19 protein-coding genes and 1 other RNA gene are annotated in these 17,503 nt (G+C 71.9%); 8 read left to right on the top strand and 12 right to left on the bottom strand.

Annotated features, from left to right (window positions below; all coding sequences use genetic code 11):
- Nucleotides 1-33 precede the first annotated feature (33 nt).
- Entirely contained in the window at nucleotides 34-1,371 is a 1,338-nt protein-coding gene (locus WFH32_RS03305; protein WP_138824170.1) for a glutamine synthetase family protein, read from the bottom strand.
- A 141-nt stretch (nucleotides 1,372-1,512) separates the two neighbouring features.
- On the opposite strand from WFH32_RS03305, the gene WFH32_RS03310 reads away from it, so the two are divergent.
- Both WFH32_RS03310 and panB read left to right on the top strand, forming a co-directional pair.
- Nucleotides 1,513-3,255, top strand: coding sequence for an NAD+ synthase (locus tag WFH32_RS03310; protein WP_336706229.1), 1,743 nt, complete (start codon nucleotides 1,513-1,515; stop codon nucleotides 3,253-3,255).
- A 104-nt stretch (nucleotides 3,256-3,359) separates the two neighbouring features.
- Nucleotides 3,360-4,202 (top strand): 3-methyl-2-oxobutanoate hydroxymethyltransferase, encoded by an 843-nt coding sequence (gene panB, locus WFH32_RS03315; RefSeq protein WP_138824168.1) that lies wholly within the window; start codon nucleotides 3,360-3,362, stop codon nucleotides 4,200-4,202.
- Nucleotides 4,203-4,293: 91 nt separating this feature from the next.
- Here panB and WFH32_RS03320 read toward each other — a convergent pair whose 3' ends face one another.
- Both WFH32_RS03320 and WFH32_RS03325 read right to left on the bottom strand, forming a co-directional pair.
- The gene (locus WFH32_RS03320) at nucleotides 4,294-5,214 is read right to left on the bottom strand and encodes an N-acetylmuramoyl-L-alanine amidase (RefSeq protein WP_336706230.1); all 921 of its coding nucleotides are present in this window, start codon (nucleotides 5,212-5,214) and stop codon (nucleotides 4,294-4,296) included.
- Complete coding sequence (locus WFH32_RS03325; protein ID WP_191795447.1) at nucleotides 5,211-5,432, bottom strand: SPOR domain-containing protein; 222 nt, start codon at nucleotides 5,430-5,432, stop codon at nucleotides 5,211-5,213. Before WFH32_RS03325 ends, WFH32_RS03320 begins: the two co-directional genes overlap by 4 nt.
- Nucleotides 5,433-5,531: 99 nt before the next feature.
- Between WFH32_RS03325 and map the strand changes: the two genes are divergently transcribed.
- Nucleotides 5,532-6,413 carry a type I methionyl aminopeptidase gene (gene map / locus WFH32_RS03330; protein WP_336706231.1) on the top strand — a complete coding sequence of 294 codons (882 nt, stop codon included), beginning with the start codon at nucleotides 5,532-5,534 and terminating at the stop codon, nucleotides 6,411-6,413.
- On the top strand, nucleotides 6,410-7,189 hold the full coding sequence (gene ppgK / locus WFH32_RS03335; protein ID WP_138824164.1) for a polyphosphate--glucose phosphotransferase: 780 nt from the start codon (nucleotides 6,410-6,412) through the stop codon (nucleotides 7,187-7,189). The genes map and ppgK overlap by 4 nt, the downstream gene beginning before the upstream one ends.
- Nucleotides 7,190-7,258: 69 nt before the next feature.
- On the opposite strand, the gene WFH32_RS03340 is transcribed toward ppgK, so the two are convergent.
- On the bottom strand, nucleotides 7,259-7,636 hold the full coding sequence (locus WFH32_RS03340) for an STAS domain-containing protein (RefSeq protein WP_191795445.1): 378 nt from the start codon (nucleotides 7,634-7,636) through the stop codon (nucleotides 7,259-7,261).
- A gap of 271 nt (nucleotides 7,637-7,907) precedes the next feature.
- Here WFH32_RS03340 and WFH32_RS03345 point away from each other — a divergent pair, with 271 nt between their 5' ends.
- Both WFH32_RS03345 and WFH32_RS03350 read left to right on the top strand, forming a co-directional pair.
- On the top strand, nucleotides 7,908-8,177 hold the full coding sequence (locus WFH32_RS03345) for a DUF7218 family protein (RefSeq protein WP_336706232.1): 270 nt from the start codon (nucleotides 7,908-7,910) through the stop codon (nucleotides 8,175-8,177).
- A gap of 13 nt (nucleotides 8,178-8,190) precedes the next feature.
- The gene (locus WFH32_RS03350; protein ID WP_336706233.1) at nucleotides 8,191-8,763 is read left to right on the top strand and encodes a DUF6328 family protein; all 573 of its coding nucleotides are present in this window, start codon (nucleotides 8,191-8,193) and stop codon (nucleotides 8,761-8,763) included.
- Nucleotides 8,764-8,776: 13 nt separating this feature from the next.
- Here the strand turns inward: WFH32_RS03350 and WFH32_RS03355 are convergent, their stop codons facing one another.
- The 3 genes from WFH32_RS03355 to WFH32_RS03365 form a co-directional block, all read right to left on the bottom strand.
- Nucleotides 8,777-9,238 (bottom strand): DUF1579 family protein, encoded by a 462-nt coding sequence (locus WFH32_RS03355; RefSeq protein ID WP_336706234.1) that lies wholly within the window; start codon nucleotides 9,236-9,238, stop codon nucleotides 8,777-8,779.
- A gap of 38 nt (nucleotides 9,239-9,276) precedes the next feature.
- Nucleotides 9,277-9,678: RNase P RNA component class A (gene rnpB / locus WFH32_RS03360), an RNA gene on the bottom strand.
- Nucleotides 9,679-9,692: 14 nt separating this feature from the next.
- Nucleotides 9,693-10,079, bottom strand: coding sequence for a tautomerase family protein (locus WFH32_RS03365; protein ID WP_336706235.1), 387 nt, complete (start codon nucleotides 10,077-10,079; stop codon nucleotides 9,693-9,695).
- A gap of 99 nt (nucleotides 10,080-10,178) precedes the next feature.
- On the opposite strand from WFH32_RS03365, the gene WFH32_RS03370 reads away from it, so the two are divergent.
- Nucleotides 10,179-10,952, top strand: a complete 774-nt coding sequence (locus WFH32_RS03370) for a YaaA family protein (RefSeq protein ID WP_191795441.1) — start codon at nucleotides 10,179-10,181, stop codon at nucleotides 10,950-10,952.
- Between the two features lie 107 nt (nucleotides 10,953-11,059).
- Here WFH32_RS03370 and WFH32_RS03375 read toward each other — a convergent pair whose 3' ends face one another.
- The 5 genes from WFH32_RS03375 to WFH32_RS03395 form a co-directional block, all read right to left on the bottom strand.
- A complete protein-coding gene (locus WFH32_RS03375; protein WP_336706236.1) occupies nucleotides 11,060-12,289 on the bottom strand; it encodes a bifunctional RNase H/acid phosphatase in 1,230 nt (409 codons plus the stop codon).
- Between the two features lie 361 nt (nucleotides 12,290-12,650).
- Nucleotides 12,651-13,616 carry a hypothetical protein gene (locus WFH32_RS03380; protein WP_336706237.1) on the bottom strand — a complete coding sequence of 322 codons (966 nt, stop codon included), beginning with the start codon at nucleotides 13,614-13,616 and terminating at the stop codon, nucleotides 12,651-12,653.
- Nucleotides 13,613-14,182 (bottom strand): DUF6318 family protein, encoded by a 570-nt coding sequence (locus WFH32_RS03385; RefSeq protein WP_336706362.1) that lies wholly within the window; start codon nucleotides 14,180-14,182, stop codon nucleotides 13,613-13,615. Before WFH32_RS03385 ends, WFH32_RS03380 begins: the two co-directional genes overlap by 4 nt.
- A gap of 750 nt (nucleotides 14,183-14,932) precedes the next feature.
- Nucleotides 14,933-15,667, bottom strand: a complete 735-nt coding sequence (locus WFH32_RS03390) for a zinc ribbon domain-containing protein (RefSeq protein ID WP_336706238.1) — start codon at nucleotides 15,665-15,667, stop codon at nucleotides 14,933-14,935.
- Between the two features lie 38 nt (nucleotides 15,668-15,705).
- Nucleotides 15,706-16,581, bottom strand: coding sequence for a Nif3-like dinuclear metal center hexameric protein (locus WFH32_RS03395; RefSeq protein WP_336706239.1), 876 nt, complete (start codon nucleotides 16,579-16,581; stop codon nucleotides 15,706-15,708).
- 70 nt (nucleotides 16,582-16,651) lie between these two features.
- Here WFH32_RS03395 and WFH32_RS03400 point away from each other — a divergent pair, with 70 nt between their 5' ends.
- The gene (locus WFH32_RS03400; protein ID WP_191795435.1) at nucleotides 16,652-17,500 is read left to right on the top strand and encodes a helix-turn-helix domain-containing protein; all 849 of its coding nucleotides are present in this window, start codon (nucleotides 16,652-16,654) and stop codon (nucleotides 17,498-17,500) included.
- Nucleotides 17,501-17,503 lie beyond the last annotated feature (3 nt).

Below are 17,503 nucleotides of genomic sequence, written 5' to 3' on the forward strand. Positions count from 1 at the left end.
ACCGGGACCCGACCGACCGACGGGAGGACTGGCTCACAGGACCTGGAGGAACCGCTTCAGCTCGAACGGCGTCACCTGGGACCGGTAGGCGTCCCACTCCTGGCGCTTGTTGCGCAGCACGAAGTCGAACACGTGCTCGCCCAGGGTCTCGGCGACGAGCTCGGACGTCTCCATGATCTGGATCGCGGCGTCGAGCGACTGCGGCAGCGGCTTGATGCCGAGCGCGCGGCGCTCGGCGTCGGTCAGCTCCCACACGTCGTCCTCGGTCGCCTCGGGGAGCTCGTAGCCCTCCTCGATGCCCTTGAGGCCCGCCGCGAGGATCACCGCGTACGCGAGGTACGGGTTGGTCGCGGAGTCGAGCGCGCGGTACTCGATGCGGCTCGAGTTGCCCTTGCCCGGCTTGTACATGGGCACGCGCACGAGCGCCGAGCGGTTGTTGTGGCCCCAGCACACGTAGCTCGGGGCCTCGGCCCCGCCCCACAGGCGCTTGTACGAGTTGACGTACTGGTTCGTGATCGCGGTGATCTCCGCCGCGTGGACCAGCAGGCCCGCGATGAACGAGCGCGCCGTCTTCGACAGCTCGAACTGCGCGCCGGGCTCGTGGAACGCGTTGCGGTCGCCCTCGAACAGCGACAGGTGCGTGTGCATCCCGGAGCCGGGCTGGTCCGCCATGGGCTTGGGCATGAACGACGCGAAGACCCCCTGCTCCAGGGCGACCTCCTTGACGACCGTGCGGAACGTCATGAGGTTGTCGGCCGTCGTCAGGGCGTCGGCGTAGCGCAGGTCGATCTCGTTCTGGCCGGGGCCCGCCTCGTGGTGGGAGAACTCGACCGAGATGCCCATCGACTCGAGCATCGTGATCGCGGCGCGGCGGAAGTCGTGCGTCGACCCCCGGGCCAGGTGGTCGAAGTACCCGCCCTGGTCGACCGGCACGAGCGGCGCCGAGGCGTCGGCCGGGTGGTTGAAGAGGTAGAACTCGACCTCGGGGTGCGTGTAGAACGTGAAGCCCTTGTCGCTCGCCTTCGCGAGCGCGCGCTTGAGCACGTTGCGCGAGTCCGCGAGCGAGGGCTCGCCGTCCGGGGTGAGGATGTCGCAGAACATCCGCGCTGTCCCGTGCCGCTCCCCGCGCCACGGGAGCACCTGGAACGTGGTGGGGTCGGGGCGCGCGATCATGTCGGCCTCGTAGACACGAGTGAGGCCCTCGATCGAGCTGCCGTCGAAGCCGATGCCCTCCGCGAACGCGGACTCGAGCTCCGCGGGAGCCACGGCGACCGACTTGAGCATCCCCAGCACGTCGGTGAACCAGAGACGGATGAAGCGGATGTCGCGCTCCTCGACCGTGCGGAGCACGAACTCCTGCTGCCTGTCCATGGGCTACATCCTGCCTGAAGAGTGTGACGAGCGGGTTACGTCGCGTCCTGACGCGGCCGACGTGTCACCAGCCTGCCACGACGAGGCGTCGGTCGGGGGCGGGTGGGCACCTGACCGGCGGGTTCGCATAGGCTGGCGGGCATGGCAGACCTGCGGATCGCCCTCGCACAGATCGACACGTGCGTGGGAGCGATCGACCAGAACACGGCGGCGATCCTCGAGTGGACCAGGCGTGCGGCCGGCGAGGGCGCCGACCTCGTGGCCTTCCCCGAGATGACACTCACTGGCTACCCCATCGAGGACCTCGCGCTGCGGGCCTCGTTCCGCCGCGCGGCCTGGGACGCGGCGGCCGACGTCGCCGCGCAGCTCGAGCGCGAGGGCCTCGGTCACGTGACGGTCGTCCTGGGCACCGTGGGCACCTCCGAGACCGCGCTCCCGCGCGGTGCGGGCGCCGCCGAGCGTGCTGCGTCGGGGTCTCCCGCCGACCTCCCGACCAACCGTGCGGTCGCGATCCAGCACGGGAAGGTCGTCGCGTCCTACGACAAGCACCACCTGCCGAACTACGGCGTGTTCGACGAGTTCCGCATCTTCGCGCCCGGCACCGAGCCCCTCGTCCTGGAGATCGCGGGCCGCTCGGTGGGCATCGTGATCTGCGAGGACATCTGGCAGGACGGCGGCCCCGTCGCGACGCTCGGCGCGCTCGACGAGGCGGGGCACGGGATCGACCTGCTCCTCGTGCTCAACGGCTCGCCCTACGAGGAGGGCAAGGGGCACGTCCGCACCGACCTCGCCGCGCGCAGGGCGCGCGAGACGGCCGCCCCGGTCGCGTACGTCAACATGGTCGGCGGCCAGGACGACCTGGTGTTCGACGGGGGCTCGTTCGTCGTCGGGCCCGACGGGGCGGTGCTCACCTCGGCGCCGCAGTTCGTCGAGGACCTGCTGGTCTGGGACCTGCCCGAGCGGACCTCGTCCGCGGCCGGCGACGCCGTGGCGACCACCTACCCGACGGGCCGCGTCGCCGCCCCGCTGCACCCCGACGAGGAGGTGTACCGGGCGTGCGTCACGGGCCTGGCCGGGTACGTGCGCAAGAACGGCTTCCGGTCGATCGTCCTGGGGCTGTCGGGCGGGATCGACTCGGCGCTGTCCGCGACGATCGCGGCCGACGCGATCGGCGGGCAGAACGTCGTGGGCGTCTCGATGCCCTCGACGTACTCCTCGGAGCACAGCAAGGACGACGCCGCCGACCTCGCCAAGCGGCTCGGCGCCGACTACCGCGTGCAGCCCATCGCCCCCATGGTGGACGCCTTCCAGGGCGAGCTCGCGCTCGAGGGCGTCGCCGAGGAGAACCTCCAGGCGCGCGTGCGCGGCGTGGTCCTCATGGGGATCTCCAACCGCGAGGGCCACCTCGTCATCGCGCCGGGCAACAAGTCCGAGCTCGCCGTCGGGTACGCGACCATCTACGACGCGGGCAGCATCGGCGGGTACGCCCCGCTCAAGGACGTCGACAAGTCGCGCGTGTGGGCCCTCGCCCGCTGGCGCAACAACGCCGCCCTCGACGCGGGCGAGATCCCCCCGATCCCCGAGTCCTCGATCACCAAGCCGCCCTCGGCCGAGCTGCGCCCCGGCCAGACCGACCAGGACTCCCTGCCGCCCTACGACCTGCTCGACGAGGTCCTCGACGCGTACATCGAGCACGCCGAGGGGCGCGCCGAGCTGCTCGCGCGCGGGTTCGACCCGGAGGTCGTCGACAAGGTCGTGACGCTCGTCGACCGCGCCGAGTGGAAGCGACGCCAGTACCCGCTCGGCCCCAAGGTCACGTCGCTGGCCTTCGGCCGCGACCGGCGCCTGCCCGTCACGTCGCGCTGGCGCGAGCCGGTCGAGTAGCTCCGACCGGCGTGCCCGCGCTCCCGCCGCACGCCACCCACCCGCTTCCCGAACGACCGGCCCACCGACCATCGACGGGCCGCACGACCTGGAGAGACGAGAGCATGTCCGCACACACCCAGCCCGGCCAGACCCCGGCCACGCCCGTCAAGCGCTTCCGCGTCCACCACCTCGCGGAGGCCAAGGCGCGGCACGAGAAGCTGACCATGCTCACCGCGTACGACGCGGTGACCGCCCGCATCTTCGACGAGGCGGGCATCGACATGCTCCTCGTCGGGGACTCGATCGGGAACACGATGCACGGTCACCAGACCACGCTGCCCGTCACGGTCGACGACATGATCCCGGCCGCGCGCGGCGTCGCCCGGGCCGCCCGTCGTGCCCTCGTGATCGTCGACCTGCCGTTCGGGTCGTACGAGGCCGGGCCCGAGCAAGCCCTCGCGACCGGCGTGCGCATCATGAAGGAGACCGGCGCGCACGCGGTCAAGCTCGAGGGCGGGCGCCGCTCGGCCGCCCAGATCCGTGCGCTGACCGACGCGGGCATCCCCGTCGTCGCGCACCTGGGCTTCACGCCCCAGTCGGAGAACATCCTGGGCGGGCCGCGCGTGCAGGGCCGCGGGGACGAGGCCGCGGAGATCCTGTGCGAGGACGCCCTCGCGGTCACGGACGCCGGGGCAGTGGCCCTCGTCCTGGAGATGGTCCCGGTCGAGGTCGCCGCACGCGTCACCGAGATCGTGCGCATCCCGACCATCGGCATCGGCGCCGGCCCTGACTGTGACGGCCAGGTCCTCGTCTGGACCGACCTCGCGGGCATGACCGAGTGGTCGCCGCGCTTCGCCAAGCGATTCGCCGAGATCGGCGAGGCCCTGGGCCGGGCCGCGCAGGACTACGCGGCCGAGGTCAAGGGCGGGACGTTCCCGGACGCCGCGCACAGCTTCGAGAAGTAGCGCTCCCCCGCCCCGACGGCGTCGCGCGCCCGGGTGCCCTGGTGCACCCGGGCGCGTGGCGTCGTCGGGCACCGGTCGCGAGGCGCTCGCGCTACCGGGCCGCGCCCGCGACCCACGCGACGAGTCCCGCGGCGACCGCGTCCGCGTACCGCTGACGCCCCTCGTCGCTCGTCATGACCGCCGCCTCCTCGGCGTTGCGCATCTCTCCCAGCTCGAGCAGCACCGCGGGACGCTCCGCGAGGTTGAGCGTCGCGAGGTCTGCACGCCGCGAGACCCCGTCCGGGAAGAGCGGCGAGGGCGCGAAGCCCGCCGCGACCAACGCCTCGACCATGTCACCGGCCAGGGCGTCGCTCTCGGCGGCGTTCGCCTCCCGCGCCGCGGGGTCCTGCTCGACCACGGGCGGCGGGTCCGCGACGATCACGAAGAACCCCCGGACCGACCGGTCCTCCGTGCCGTTGGCGTGCACCGACACCAGGACGTCCGCCCCCGCCTCCTGGGCGAACGCCCCGCGCACGTCGACGCACGGGCCCACGCCCTCGTCGTCGGGCCGCGTCAGCACGACGCGAGCCCCCAACGCCTCGAGCGAGGCGGCCGTGCGTGCCGCGACGTCCCACGCGAACGCGTGCTCCGGGTAGCCGTCGTCGGTCGACGTCCCCGCCGTGTTGCACGCCTTGGTCCCACCCCGCCCGTCCGGGACCGGAGCCCCGACCTGGCGCGGGGCGGTCGCGTTGGCACCGTTGTGCCCCGGGTCGAGCGCGACCGTGAGGCCGGCGAGCGGGGTGCCGCCTGGTGCCGTCGACGCGGCCGAGGGTCCCCCGGGCACCGCGGGGTCGGGCGGCGACGACCTGCCGGGCGCACCCGGGGTGAGCGCCGCCGTCGGGCTCGCCGAGGAGCCCGGGCGGGCGTCGCCGCTGCCGAACGCGAGCCACGACAACCAGCCCACCGTCAGGCCCGCCAGCAGGACCGCGAGGACCGCGACCCACCGCCCGGCCCGCCCGGTGGGAGGAGTCACCGGTCCTGCTCGCGCTCGCGCTCCTCCTCGTCCCACGCCTCGGAGCGGGCACGAGCGAGCTCGAGCGCCTTGGCCGCCGCCTCACGCGTCGGGTACGGACCCATGCGCGACGACCACGTCGACTGCGGGCCCCTCGACACCTCGCCCGTGCGCGTGTCGAAGTAGTACTGGTCCTCGGTGGCCGGGTCACCGTCGTCGGAGAATCGTTCCTTCGTCATGGGTCGATCCTGCCGTACCGACGCGTCCCCGCGCGCGACGGCGGACGCGCGCGGGGCCGATGGACGTCTCGGCGGCGCTCACCTCCGTAGACTGGCAGGATGCCCGGTTCACCCGTCCTGACCGCCCCGCGCGGACCTCTGGTCCCCGGGACGATCTCACCGCCACGCGCCGTGCCGCGCTCGATCGCGCGGCCCGAGTACGTCGGGCGGCCCGGCCCGCAGCCCTTCACGGGCGACGACGTCGTGGACCCCGAGACGATCGAGCGGATCCGCGTCGCGAGCCGCATCGCCGCCCAGGCCCTCGCCGAGGTCGGGATGCACGTCGCCCCCGGGGTGACCACCGACGAGCTCGACCGGATCGGGCACGAGTTCCTCCTCGACCACGGCGCCTACCCGTCGACGCTCGGCTACCGCGGGTTTCCCAAGTCGTTGTGCACGTCCCTCAACGAGGTCGTGTGCCACGGGATCCCCGACTCGACCGAGATGGTCGAGGGCGACATCGTCAACGTCGACATCACCGCCTACGTCGGCGGTGTCCACGGCGACAACAACGCGACCTTCGCGGTCGGCGAGATCAGCGAGGAGGCCGCGCTGCTCGTCCAGCGCACGCGCGAGTCCCTCGACCGCGCCATCAAGGCCGTGCGCCCCGGGCGCGAGGTCAACGTCCTGGGCCGCGTCGTCGAGAAGTACGCGCACCGCCACGGGTACGGCGTGGTGCGCGAGTACACCGGTCACGGCGTCGGGGAGGCCTTCCACTCGGGCCTCGTGATCCCGCACTACGACGCGGCCCCCGACCACGACACCATCATCGAACCAGGGATGGTCTTCACCATCGAACCCATGCTGACGCTGGGCGGCCCCGAGTGGCAGATGTGGGACGACGGGTGGACCGTAGTCACCGCGGACCGGTCACTGACCGCCCAGTTCGAGCACACCCTTGTCGTCACCGAAGACGGAGCGGAGATCCTGACCCTGCCATGAGCAAGCACTCACACCACCACCACGGCCTCGCGTTCGGGATCGACGTCGGCGGCAGCGGCATCAAGGGCGCGCCGGTCGACCTCTCGACGGGCGAGTTCGCCCAGGAGCGCCACCGCATCCCGACGCCGCAGCCCTCGACCCCCGAGGCCGTCGCCACGGTCATCGCCGAGCTCGTCGACGAGTACGACCTGCCCCACGACGTGCCCATCGGGGTCGCGTTCCCCGGGCCCATCCGCCACGGCGTGATCGGGTTCATCGCGAACCTCGACAAGTCGTGGAAGGGCGTCGACCTGCCGGCGCTGATCAAGAAGGAGACCGGGCGGCACGTCGTCGCCGTCAACGACGCCGACGCCGCCGGGATCGGCGAGGTCCGTTACGGCGCCGCGAAGGACGCACGCGGCACCGTGCTGCTCGCGACGCTCGGGACGGGCATCGGCAGCGCGCTCGTCGTCGACGGGGTCCTCGTGCCCAACACCGAGCTGGGTCACCTCGAGATCGACGGGTTCGACGCCGAGTCCCGGGCCGCGGAGTCGGCGCGCAGCCGTGAGGACCTCTCGTGGGAGGAGTGGGCCGCGCGGCTCCAGCGCTACTTCGACGTCGTCGAGATGCTGTTCTCTCCCGACCTCATCGTGGTCGGTGGGGGCATCTCCAAGCACCACGAGAACTTCCTGCCGCTGCTCGACCTCAAGGCACCGATCATCCCCGCGAAGCTGCGCAACGCAGCCGGGATCGTCGGAGCCGCGGCGCTGGCCGCCGAAGGGGCCGGGCTCGCGTAGTCGTCGTCGCGCGCGGGGCGGGCTCGGCCTGGCCCGCCGCGGCGGGCCAGGCCGACCGGTCGTCCGGGCTCAGACCGCGCTGGGATGCCTGTCCTCGACCGGATGCTCGATCTGGTGGTGCGGCAGCGACGGGAAGATGTCGATCACGCCCAGCATCTCCAGGACGTCGGTCACGACGGTCGGCGGGTTGCGCAGGCTCACCTGGAGCCCTTCCTCGCTGCCGATCGTGTAGAACTGCACCAGGAACGCGATCCCGGTCGAGTCCATGAACGTCACCTTCGAGGTGTCGATCACCACGGGGACGTCGCGGTCCAGGGCATTCGCCAGGGCCGCACTCGCCTCGCTACGAAGGGCGACGTCGATCTCGCCCCACATGTCCACCACGCTCGTGTCGGGCAGCTCGAAGAGCGTGATCCCGCCTGTCGTCGTCGTCCTGCTCGCAGTCATGACGTGAGCCCCCGCTCGTCGCGTTCTCGGCACCCGACGCCTGCAGTGCCGCCAACAGAGCAAGGGTACCCCCAACAGGCGCCCGCATGACAGCATTCTGGGGATTGCTTTACCTGGGGCGGCCATCAGGTGCATTTTAGGGCGAATCCTCCTCGTGCTCGTGGTGCTTCGACCGGGTCTGCACCACCTGGGTGCACTTTCTCGCGCGAGTGGCGCGACGCCGTCGTACGGTCGGACCACCTACCGAGACACGACCCGAGAGGTGGTCACCATGCCCAGGCGAGACCCCGGCCCGTCCGTCAAGGACAAGGAGCTGTACGAGTCGCTGCGCGACGAGGGGAACTCGAAGGAGAAGTCGGCGCGGATCGCGAACGCGGCCGCGGCCTCGTCCCGGAGCGAGGTCGGGGCCAAGGGCGGCTCGTCGCCGGCCTACGAGGAGTGGAGCGTCGCCGAGCTGCGGCAGCGCGCCCGCGAGGTCGGCATCGAGGGCCGCTCGACCATGCGCAAGGGCGAGCTCATCTCCGCGCTGCGGAACCACTGAGCGGGGCAGCCGGATGAACAAGGGCGCCGACGCCGGCGGCCCCGCGGGATCGAGCTCGTCGGGCGACGGGGCCGGCAACCGGCAGCCCGACGGCGCGCAGGACGGACCGATCGACGACTCGCGGGACGAGAGCGCCGACGAGAGGGCCGACCGGAACTGGGCCGAGCTCCTCCAGGAGCTGCGCGTCACACAGATGGGCGTGCAGATCCTCACCGGCTTCCTGCTGACCCTGCCCTTCCAGCAGCGGTTCGGGGAGCTCGACACCGCGCAGCGCAACGTCTACCTGTGCCTCGTGGTGCTCTCCGTCATCGCGACCGGGCTGCTCGTGGCGCCCGTGTCGCTGCACCGCATGCTGTTCCGCAAGCACCTCAAGGCGCGGCTCGTGACGTCGGCCGACCGGTTGGCGCGAGTAGGGCTCGTGGTCCTCGCCCTCGTCGTCACGGGCACGGTGCTGCTGATCTTCGACGTCGTCGTCGGGTGGACGGCCGCGGTGATCGCGGCGGTCGGCGCGCTCGTGCTGTTCGCGCTGCTGTGGGTCGCGCTGCCGCTCGGGCTGATGCGGCGGGCGCGGGCGGGCGGCGAGTAGTCGGCCGCGGCATTCAGACCCGGTGGTCGTAGACGGCCTCGACCGCCTCGTACGCGGCCTCGCCCGGCACCAGGTTGAGCATGGTCATGCGCCCACCGCCGCCCTCGACCGGTGCGACGAAGATCTGCCAGCCCCAGTCGGGGCCCTCCGGTGCCGCGTAGCTCCCAGTGAGCCGCACGACACCGTCGTCCCCCACCGTCCCGTCGAAGAGCATCCACGCCGGCGACGAGTGCCACGAGTCGAGCCACACCGCCGACACCCCTTCGTCGCCCGAGCCGCCGCTCAGAAGGAGGAGACCCTCCTGGGGCGCGTCGCCGTCGGACCACGTGTAGGCGAGGGACACGAACTCGCCCGCGGTGACCGTGACCGACGCGGTCGCGGCCGACGCGACGAACTCGTCGGTCGGGAGGAGGCGCTGCCGGTGGACGCCCTGCCACTGCCCCACGAGGGGGGCCAAGCACTCGACGATCCTCATCCCGCCAGCCTACGCAGGGGACGGGACGGACGACAGGGCGGATGAGTCGGTCGGTACGCCGGGTTCTGTCCCCGCGCGCGGTTGCCCCCGCGCGGGTGACGGCCATCCATCTACGACGTACGTTGCCGCACGCCTCCAGCGGTCTACCCGACTGTGCTTCTCACCAGAGAATCGGGCGGGCCGCCCTCCAACACAGTCTGTCTGACCTTGCTCCAGGTGGGGTTTACCTAGCCGGACCAGTCACCTGGCCCGCTGGTGGTCTCTTACACCACCGTTTCACCCTTACCGCCCACGACCGGAGTCGTGGGAGGCGGTCTGTTCTCTGTGGCACTGTCCCGCGGGTCACCCCGGGTGGGCGTTACCCACCACCTTGCCCTGTGGAGCCCGGACGTTCCTCGGCGACGCCACGAGGGCGCCGACGCGGCCGTCTGACCGACTCATCCGCTCCCGCAGCCTACACGTCCACGCGGTAGCCCAGCGCGAGCTCGTCGCCGCTCCTGCCGCGGATGCCCCAGCTCTCGGGCGGGCTCTCCAGGATGACGACCTCGAGGTCGTCGGCCGTCAGCCCCAGGAAGGGAGCGACGTCGTCGAACATCGCGGCGATGAGCGCCCGCTTGGCCTCGCGCGAGCGGCCCGTGAAGCACACGACCTCGATCACGAGGTACGCGTCGCTGCGCTGCGGCGCGACCAGGTCGCCGTCCTCCATGAGGAGGAAGCGGTGGAACCGCTTGTCCTCGGGCAGCCCCCAGGCGCCGACGACCGCCCGGTGGATCGCGTCGGAGATGTCCTCGCGCTTCATCTCCCAGACCGTGCGGGTGCCGTAGATCTTGACCTGGACCATGCGGCACAACCTAGTGCCGCAGCCGGGGGTGTGCCACGGGTGACCATCGCCACGCGGGCGACGGGCGGGACGGCCGCCGCACCGTCCTAGAGTGGCGGTGTGCTTCTGCTCCTGCCGCCCTCCGAGGGAAAGTCCGTGCCCGACGACGGCGCTCCCCTCGACCTCGCGTCCCTCAGCTCGCCGTCGCTCACCCGACACCGCAAGGCCGTGCTCAAGGCGCTCGTCGCCGCGAGCAGGCGACGAGATGCGCTCGACGTCCTGGGTGTCAGCAGCGGGCTCGCCGACGAGGTGGCGCGCAACGTGTCGCTGGCCACGGCACCGACGGCTCCCGCCGCGGAGATCTACAGCGGGGTGCTGTACGCCGCCGCCGGCCTGGCCGACCTGCCGCCGGCCGCTGCGGCCCGGGCCGAGGACTCGGTACGGATCGTGTCGGCGCTGTGGGGCGCGGTCTCCCCCGCCGACCCCATCCCCGCCTACCGGCTGTCGATGGGCACCCAGCTCCCGCCGCTCGGGGCGCTCGCCCCGTCGTGGCGGCCCCACCTCGCCGCAGCCCTGGACGTGCGGGCGACCGGTGACGTCGTGATCGACTGCCGCTCGGCGCCCTACGCGGCCGCGTGGAAGGTGCCCGCCGGGGCCGAGCACGTCGCGGTGCGCGTGCTCCGCGAGCTCGACGGCAAGCGCAGCGTCGTGTCGCACAACGCCAAGCACACGCGCGGCGTCCTCACCGGACACCTGCTGACTCGCGCCGAACCCGTGCACACGGCCGAGGAGCTGCTCAAGGCCGCGTACGAGCTCGTCGGGACCGCGCTGCTCGACGCGACGCTGCTGCCCGGGGCACGCGGTGCGTCGACGCTGGAGCTCGTCGTCTCCTGACGTTCTCTCGAAGCCCGGCGGTCGAGAACGAGGTGGAGGTCGTCTGGGACCTCCTGGCGGCCTCAAGGTCTTTCTCGGCGCCGAGCGGGCACTGGTGAACGGCGGGATCAGGGCTCGCTCGGGCACCCGACGACGGTCAGCTCGGTCGCCCCGTCGGCCCACAACCGCACGATGCTCACCGACCCCGGCGGCACGCGAAAGCCAGCCCAGCGCGAGGGCGGCGCCTCGATGGCCCGCCCGACGGCGGCACGCACCTGCACCGCATGACCCACCACGACGACGGTCCGGCCGGTGCCCTGCGCGAGAAGGTCCTGCAGCCCGGCCCAGACGCGGTCGCCGACGTCGGCCATCGACTCACCGCCCGGGGCGGCCTCGGTGCCCGAGACGAGCCACTGCTCGGGATGCCCGTCCCAGCGCTCGGCGATCTGGTCGGCCGTCAGCCCCTCCCACTCGCCGAAGTGGACCTCCGCGAAGCGCTCGTCGGTCGCGACGTGCAGACCCAGACGGCGGCTCACGGCCCGCGCGGTCTCCTGCGCACGGACCATGGGCGACGCGACGATCTCGGTCGGCCTCGGCACGTCGGTCCAGCGGTCCCGGCCGATACGGTAGACCAGGTCGGCGGCCTGGGCGGCCTGCACCCGGCCCCGCGCGGTGAGCGACGGGCCAGGGACCGACGAGCCCGAGTACGCGCCCGCGACGGTGAGCGGCGTCTGGCCGTGCCGGACCAGGACGACGGTCAACGGCTCGGCACCGTCGAACCGGGCACGGGCGCCCGAGGGGCGCGTGGGTGTGTCGAAACCAGGGCCGGCGGCGTCGGCGCCGGGCGCACCGCTCGGGTCGGCCGGCTCGTCGGCTGCCGGGTCCGTGTCCGCCTGCCCCTGGTCGGTCACAGGTGTGATGTCGGCCGCCCAGTGGTCGTGGGCGATCTCGCCGCGCGAGTCCATGACCTGGTTCGCGAGGGCGTCGGCCGCGGAGTTGTCGGCACGCGGCACCCACTCGTAGGTGACCTGTGACGGCGGCAGCACCTGCGCCGCCTCGGCCGCGAGCCGGCGCATGTCCTCGTGCTTGATCTTCCAGCGCCCCGACATCTGCTCGACGACGAGCTTGGAGTCCATGCGGACGAGCACGCGCGCCTCGGGGTCGATCGACCGCGCGGCCTCGAGCCCCGCGACGAGCCCCGAGTACTCGGCGACGTTGTTCGACACGACGCCGAGGTACCGAGCGCGTTCGGCCAACACCGTCCCCGTCGCGGCGTCGCGCACGAGTGCGCCGTAGCCCGCAGGTCCGGGGTTGCCGCGCGATCCGCCGTCGGCCTCGACGATCAACGTCCTACCCATGCCTCGTCCTCCACGTCTGCCATCGTCCTGTCGATCCGCTCGATCGGTCTGCCCGGTCGTCCGATCTGCCCGGTCGTCCGGTCTGCCCGGTCGTTCGGTCTGCCCGGTCGTTCGGTCTGCCCGGTCGTTCGGTCTGCCCGGTCGTCCGTCCCGAGCGAACGTCGCTCTCCGGATCCCCGTTGCGTCCCAGATCAGGGCCGGGGCCCGCACCGCGCGGTCGCCTCAGTGTTCCTCGCGCGGGCTGCCGGCGTCGAACCGACGGCGTTCATGGCGCTCCCTGCGGCGGCTGGGACGCTGGCTGGCACCGAGATGCTGCTCGTTGTCGCTCGTGGGTGCGACCGGGCGACATCGGGCAGCGTCTTCAGTCGAGGGGTTCGGTGACGAGGCGGGCCCGGGCTTCGTGGATGGTCAGGGGTGGGGCGGCGGTGGTGGTCGTGGCGGTGCCGGTGATGGGGGTCCACGTGGCAGTGCCGGTGATCTGGAAGCGGCCCTGCCAGGTCGTGGCCAAGGTGATGGTCGCGACCGCCTCTTCCTCGTAGACGTGCGCGACGGTGTGGTGCGGGTATGCCCGGCCCGGGTCCGTGGTGGTCATGGGGGTCGTGCCGTCGTCGTAGTCCCAGGTGAAGGTGTCCGGGGTCGCCTCGATCGTGACGGGGATGCCCAGCAGAGTGGTCGTGAACGTCTGGGGCGCGGGGCTGGTGTAGGTGATCGTGTCGACGTTGACCAGGGTCCACCCGTCGGGCGGTTGGATCGTCACGGGAGACGGGGTAATCGTCAGACGCTGGAACTCGGCCTCGGCCAGGGGCGCCAGGTCAACGGCGGCCAGACAGTCGCCGGGACTGGCCGGGTTCTGCAGCTCCCACCGGGACAGATCGCTGATCGTGCCGTCCGGGTTGTTGACCCAGGTCTGCTTGAAGATCGGGTCCAACGCGACCTGCTCTGCCTCACACGCCACGACCAGTGCCCCCTCGCGCTCCCCCGGCCCGCACGCCCCCACCTGCCCCTTGGTCGTGGGGAAGTCCTGCGTGAAACAGATCGACGCGGGCATCCGCCGAAACTCGACCGACGCCGGCGACCCATCCGCATTCCGCGGCCGATGCACCGACCCGTCGGCCGAGACGTCGATTGCCTGGAGGTTGATCCCGCTCCCTACTGCCTGCCCGACCACACCCGACAGTTTTGGTGGCGTTGTTGAGGTGGGCTTGGGGGTCGGCTTCGGTTGTTCAACTCCGAACGCGAAGCCTGGAGAAGCCAACAGGGTCAAGGTACCCAGGAGTCCCGCCAGAGCGCAGAACGCCAAAGCCTGTCGACCACTCCGCGCATTCATTGGACCTCCTTGAGGACAGCGACTGCGATCACGCGCCAGGTGGACCCGTCGTGCATCATCTCGACACGCAACTCGTCTGATTCCGCAGGCAGCGACTCGAGGACCTCACCCCCGAGACCGATAGTGGCCGCCTCCTCCTGGGACAGGCGGAAGTCGAGCGGGTAGCCACCGATTAGCGTGTCCAGCGCGTATGCCTTCAGGAGTTCCGCCTTCACCGCCCCACCGACGTACTCAAAGTCGGGCGAATCGAAGGCCAGCGCGCTCTCCCTCGATTTGGAGCAGAAATCGCACGTCTCCGCCCAGGTCATGGCGTCCCATTCTGTCAGGTCTCCGGTAGCCATGACGTAGGGGTACAGCTCCAGGAAGTACGTCGCCGCCGCAGCGGCTCCGACCTCATCGGTGCGGTCCATGTCAGCCGGCCGCTCAGGCTTGACCGGGCCCGTCGGCGTCGGAGTCGGAACAGGCGTCGGGCTCGGTTCCTCGCTCACCACCGGCGACGGAGACTCGACCACCGGCTCCGTCGGCGAACACCCCACCACCACACCCACAAGCACCGCCCACGCCATCAGCACCAGCGCACCCTTACGCCGTCGTGCACCTGAACCAGAGACAGGACTGCTTCCCGGCCTCTCCCAACCGACGCCCCGTGCGGCACCCCGCCCGACCAACCCCTGCGAACCCATCCCTGCCCCCTCGGTAGGTACCCGGCACAGGGCCACACCGCCCCCTACCTCCCCAGGAACCTAACGGGTCAAACCACCCCACCGGAACCCCTCGTCCCAGGCTGTGGACAACCACCAACATCACCCGCCCATACCCGACACCCGCATCCCACGGACCAGCACCCAGCACGCGCCGAACATGCGGTTACCGCCGCACGACCATGCGGTTGGCGTCCTGATCCCCCCGAAAACCGACGCCACCGCATCCTCGGCACCAAGGACCCACGGACCCGAGACCGGACACGTCCACGATCACGATCGCGATCGCGATCGCGATCGCGATCGCCGAGTGTGCAGTTCGGGTCGTCCATACCCCCATCCCGACCGCCCAAACTGCACACTCGGCGCCTCGACGCCACGACGCCACCCCGCAGCCACCGCACCACCCATCGACCCACCGCCCGCGCAGCACCAGGACCCCTGGAACGGGAAACCCCGACCACGACCTTCCGCGCCGTCGAGCACGACCTTGAGGCCGCCAACGACCCCCAGACGACCTCAACCTCGTTCTCGGCACCGACCCCGCCCCGGAAACCACCGAGGCCCCACCCCCGAACGGTCGGGAGCAGGGCCTCGGGCCAGGAAAGGACGACGTCAGGCGTCGAGCCGCACCAGGATGCGCGAGCACTCCTCGCAGCGCGCGACCTGCTCGGGCCCCTTGGCCTTGATCGCTGCGACGTCGGACGGGTTGAGCTCGAGGCGGCAGCCTTCGCAACGGCGGCCGTTGAGCACGGCGGCGCCCAGGCCTCCGAGCTGGTTGCGCAGGCGGTCGTAGAGGGTGACGAGACCGGCGTCGATCCCGTCGACGGCCTTGGCGCGTGCGGCGGTCACGGACTCGACCTCGGCGTCGATCTCGGCGAGCTGGGCGTCGCGCTCGGCCTCGACCTCGCGCTTGGCGGCGACGAGCTCGTCGTTGGCGGCGTCGAGCTTGGCGAGGGCCTCCTCGTGGGCTTCGAGGCGCTCCATGACACCGAGCTCGATCTCCTCGAGGACCTCCTGGCGACGGGACAGCGACTCGAGCTCGCCGACGAGCGCCTGGGCGTCCTTGGCGCCGACCTGGCCGGAGTCGAGGCGGGTCTGGTCGCGTGCCGCACGGTTGCGGACCTGCTCGACGTCACCCTCGGCCTTGGTGAGCTCTCGCTTGAGGTCGCTCACGGCGGTGCGGGACGCGACGAGGGAGGTGCTGAGGTCGGAGATCTGCGCGTCGAGCTCCGCGATGCGGGCGATCGAGGGCAGGGAGGCGCGCTTGTGCGTGAGCTGCTGCAGGCGGGTGTCGAGTGCCTGGACCTCCAGCAGTCGTCGCTGGTCCTCGGGGGGTGCAGTGCTCACAGGGTGCGTTCCTTTCGATGCAGTTGTGGGGCGCCGTGTCAGGCGCGGTGCGCGGAGCCGATCCGGGCGGTCCAGGGGTCGGTCCGGCGGACGCTCACGCGGGTATCCACCGTACCCGTATCTGCGAGCCGCCCGGTCAGGTCGGCGGCCGCGTAGTGCAGCCAGGGCCACTCGCTCGCGAAGTGTGCGACGTCCACGAGGAATGGACCTCCCGCGGTGCCGCCCTCGAACTCGGCGCGCTCGCGCAGCTCGGAGGCGGGGTGGTGGCGCAGGTCCGCGGTGACGTAGACGTCGGCACCCGCGCTGCGGACGGCGTCGAACAACGAGTCGCCCGAGCCGCCGACGACGGCCACGGTGCTCACGGTCACCTCCAGGTCGCCTGCGACACGTACTCCCTGCTCGGTCGCGGGCAGCGCGGCGGCGACGCGCTCGGCGAAGGCGCGCAACGTCGTGGGCTCCTCGAGGCGGCCCACACGGCCGATGCCGGTCTCCGCGAGGTGCGCGGCGCCGTCGGGTGCGGACGGGACGAGGGGCGTCCGGTCCACGAGGCCGATCGCGTCCGCGAGCGCGTCGGCGACACCGCGCGGCGCGGCGTCGGCGTTGGTGTGCGCGACGTACAACCCGATCCCGGCCCGCACGAGGCGGTGCACGAGCGAGCCCTTGAACGTCGTCGCGGCGATCGAGTGCACGGGCCGCAGGAAGAGCGGGTGGTGGGTCACGATCAGGTCGGCGCCCCACTCGATCGCCTCGTCGGCGACGGTCGCGACGGGGTCGACCGCGAAGAGGACCTTGCGCACGGGCTGGGCAGGGTCCCCGGTGACCAGCCCGACGGCGTCCCACCCCTCCGCAGTCGACGGCGGGTAGAGCGCCTCGAGGGTCCGGACGACGTCGGCGAGCGTGGGGTGTGCGGTCACGGGACCAGGCTATCCGCCGCGGGCCGGCGACGACGCGCGCCGAGTGACTCCCGCGACCTACCGTGGAGACATGGGACAGCACTACGTGCGCGCCTTCCCGACCGGACCGCTGGAGTCTGCGGTCGGCTCGGTCCTGGGCTACGAGATCACGGGCTCCCCCTCGGTGCACCGCGGGCTGCCGTCACCGTGGCTGACCGTCGTCATCAGCCTCGACGGCCCTGTACCCACGGCGACGGGGCCCGGGGACGCGCCCCTGCACCGGTACGCGTCGCTCGTCGGGGGTCTGCACACGTCCCCCGCGTACATCCATCAGCCCGCGCACCAGGAGGGCGTCCAGCTCGCGCTCGACCCGCTCGCGAGCCGCGAGCTGCTCGGCGTCCCACCCGGCGAGCTGGGCATGGTGACCGACGCCGACGACGTGCTCGGCCCTCTCTCGCGCGACCTGCGGGAGCGGGTCGGTGAGGCGACGTCGTGGGACGAGCGACTCACGCTCGTCGCCGAGGCGTTGCGACGCCAGGCCGAGGGCCGCAGGCCTGGCCTCGGACGGGTCCGGGTCGAGGTCGCCGAAGCCTGGCGCCACATCCTCCGCAGCAACGGCAGGGTGACCGTGCCCGACGTCGCCGCGCACGTCTGGCTCAGCCCTCGCCAGCTCACGTCGCTCTTCTCGGCCGAGCTCGGTCTGAGTCCGGGCGCGGCCTGTCGCCTGGCCCGTTTCGACGCCGCTCGGTACGCGGTGCGCGCGAGGTCCCTGGCACCGTCGGGGCCGAACCTCGCGGACGTCGCGGCCCGCACCGGCTACGCCGACCACTCCCACCTGGTGCGCGACTTCCATGCGTTCGCGGGCGTGAGCCCGACGGCGTGGCTCGCCGAGGAGCGCGCAAACATCCAAGCTGGGGGCGGTGCACCGCGCGCAGGCTGAGGT

The sequence above is a fragment of the Oerskovia sp. USHLN155 genome, assembly GCF_037145535.1.
GTDB lineage: Bacteria > Actinomycetota > Actinomycetes > Actinomycetales > Cellulomonadaceae > Oerskovia > Oerskovia rustica.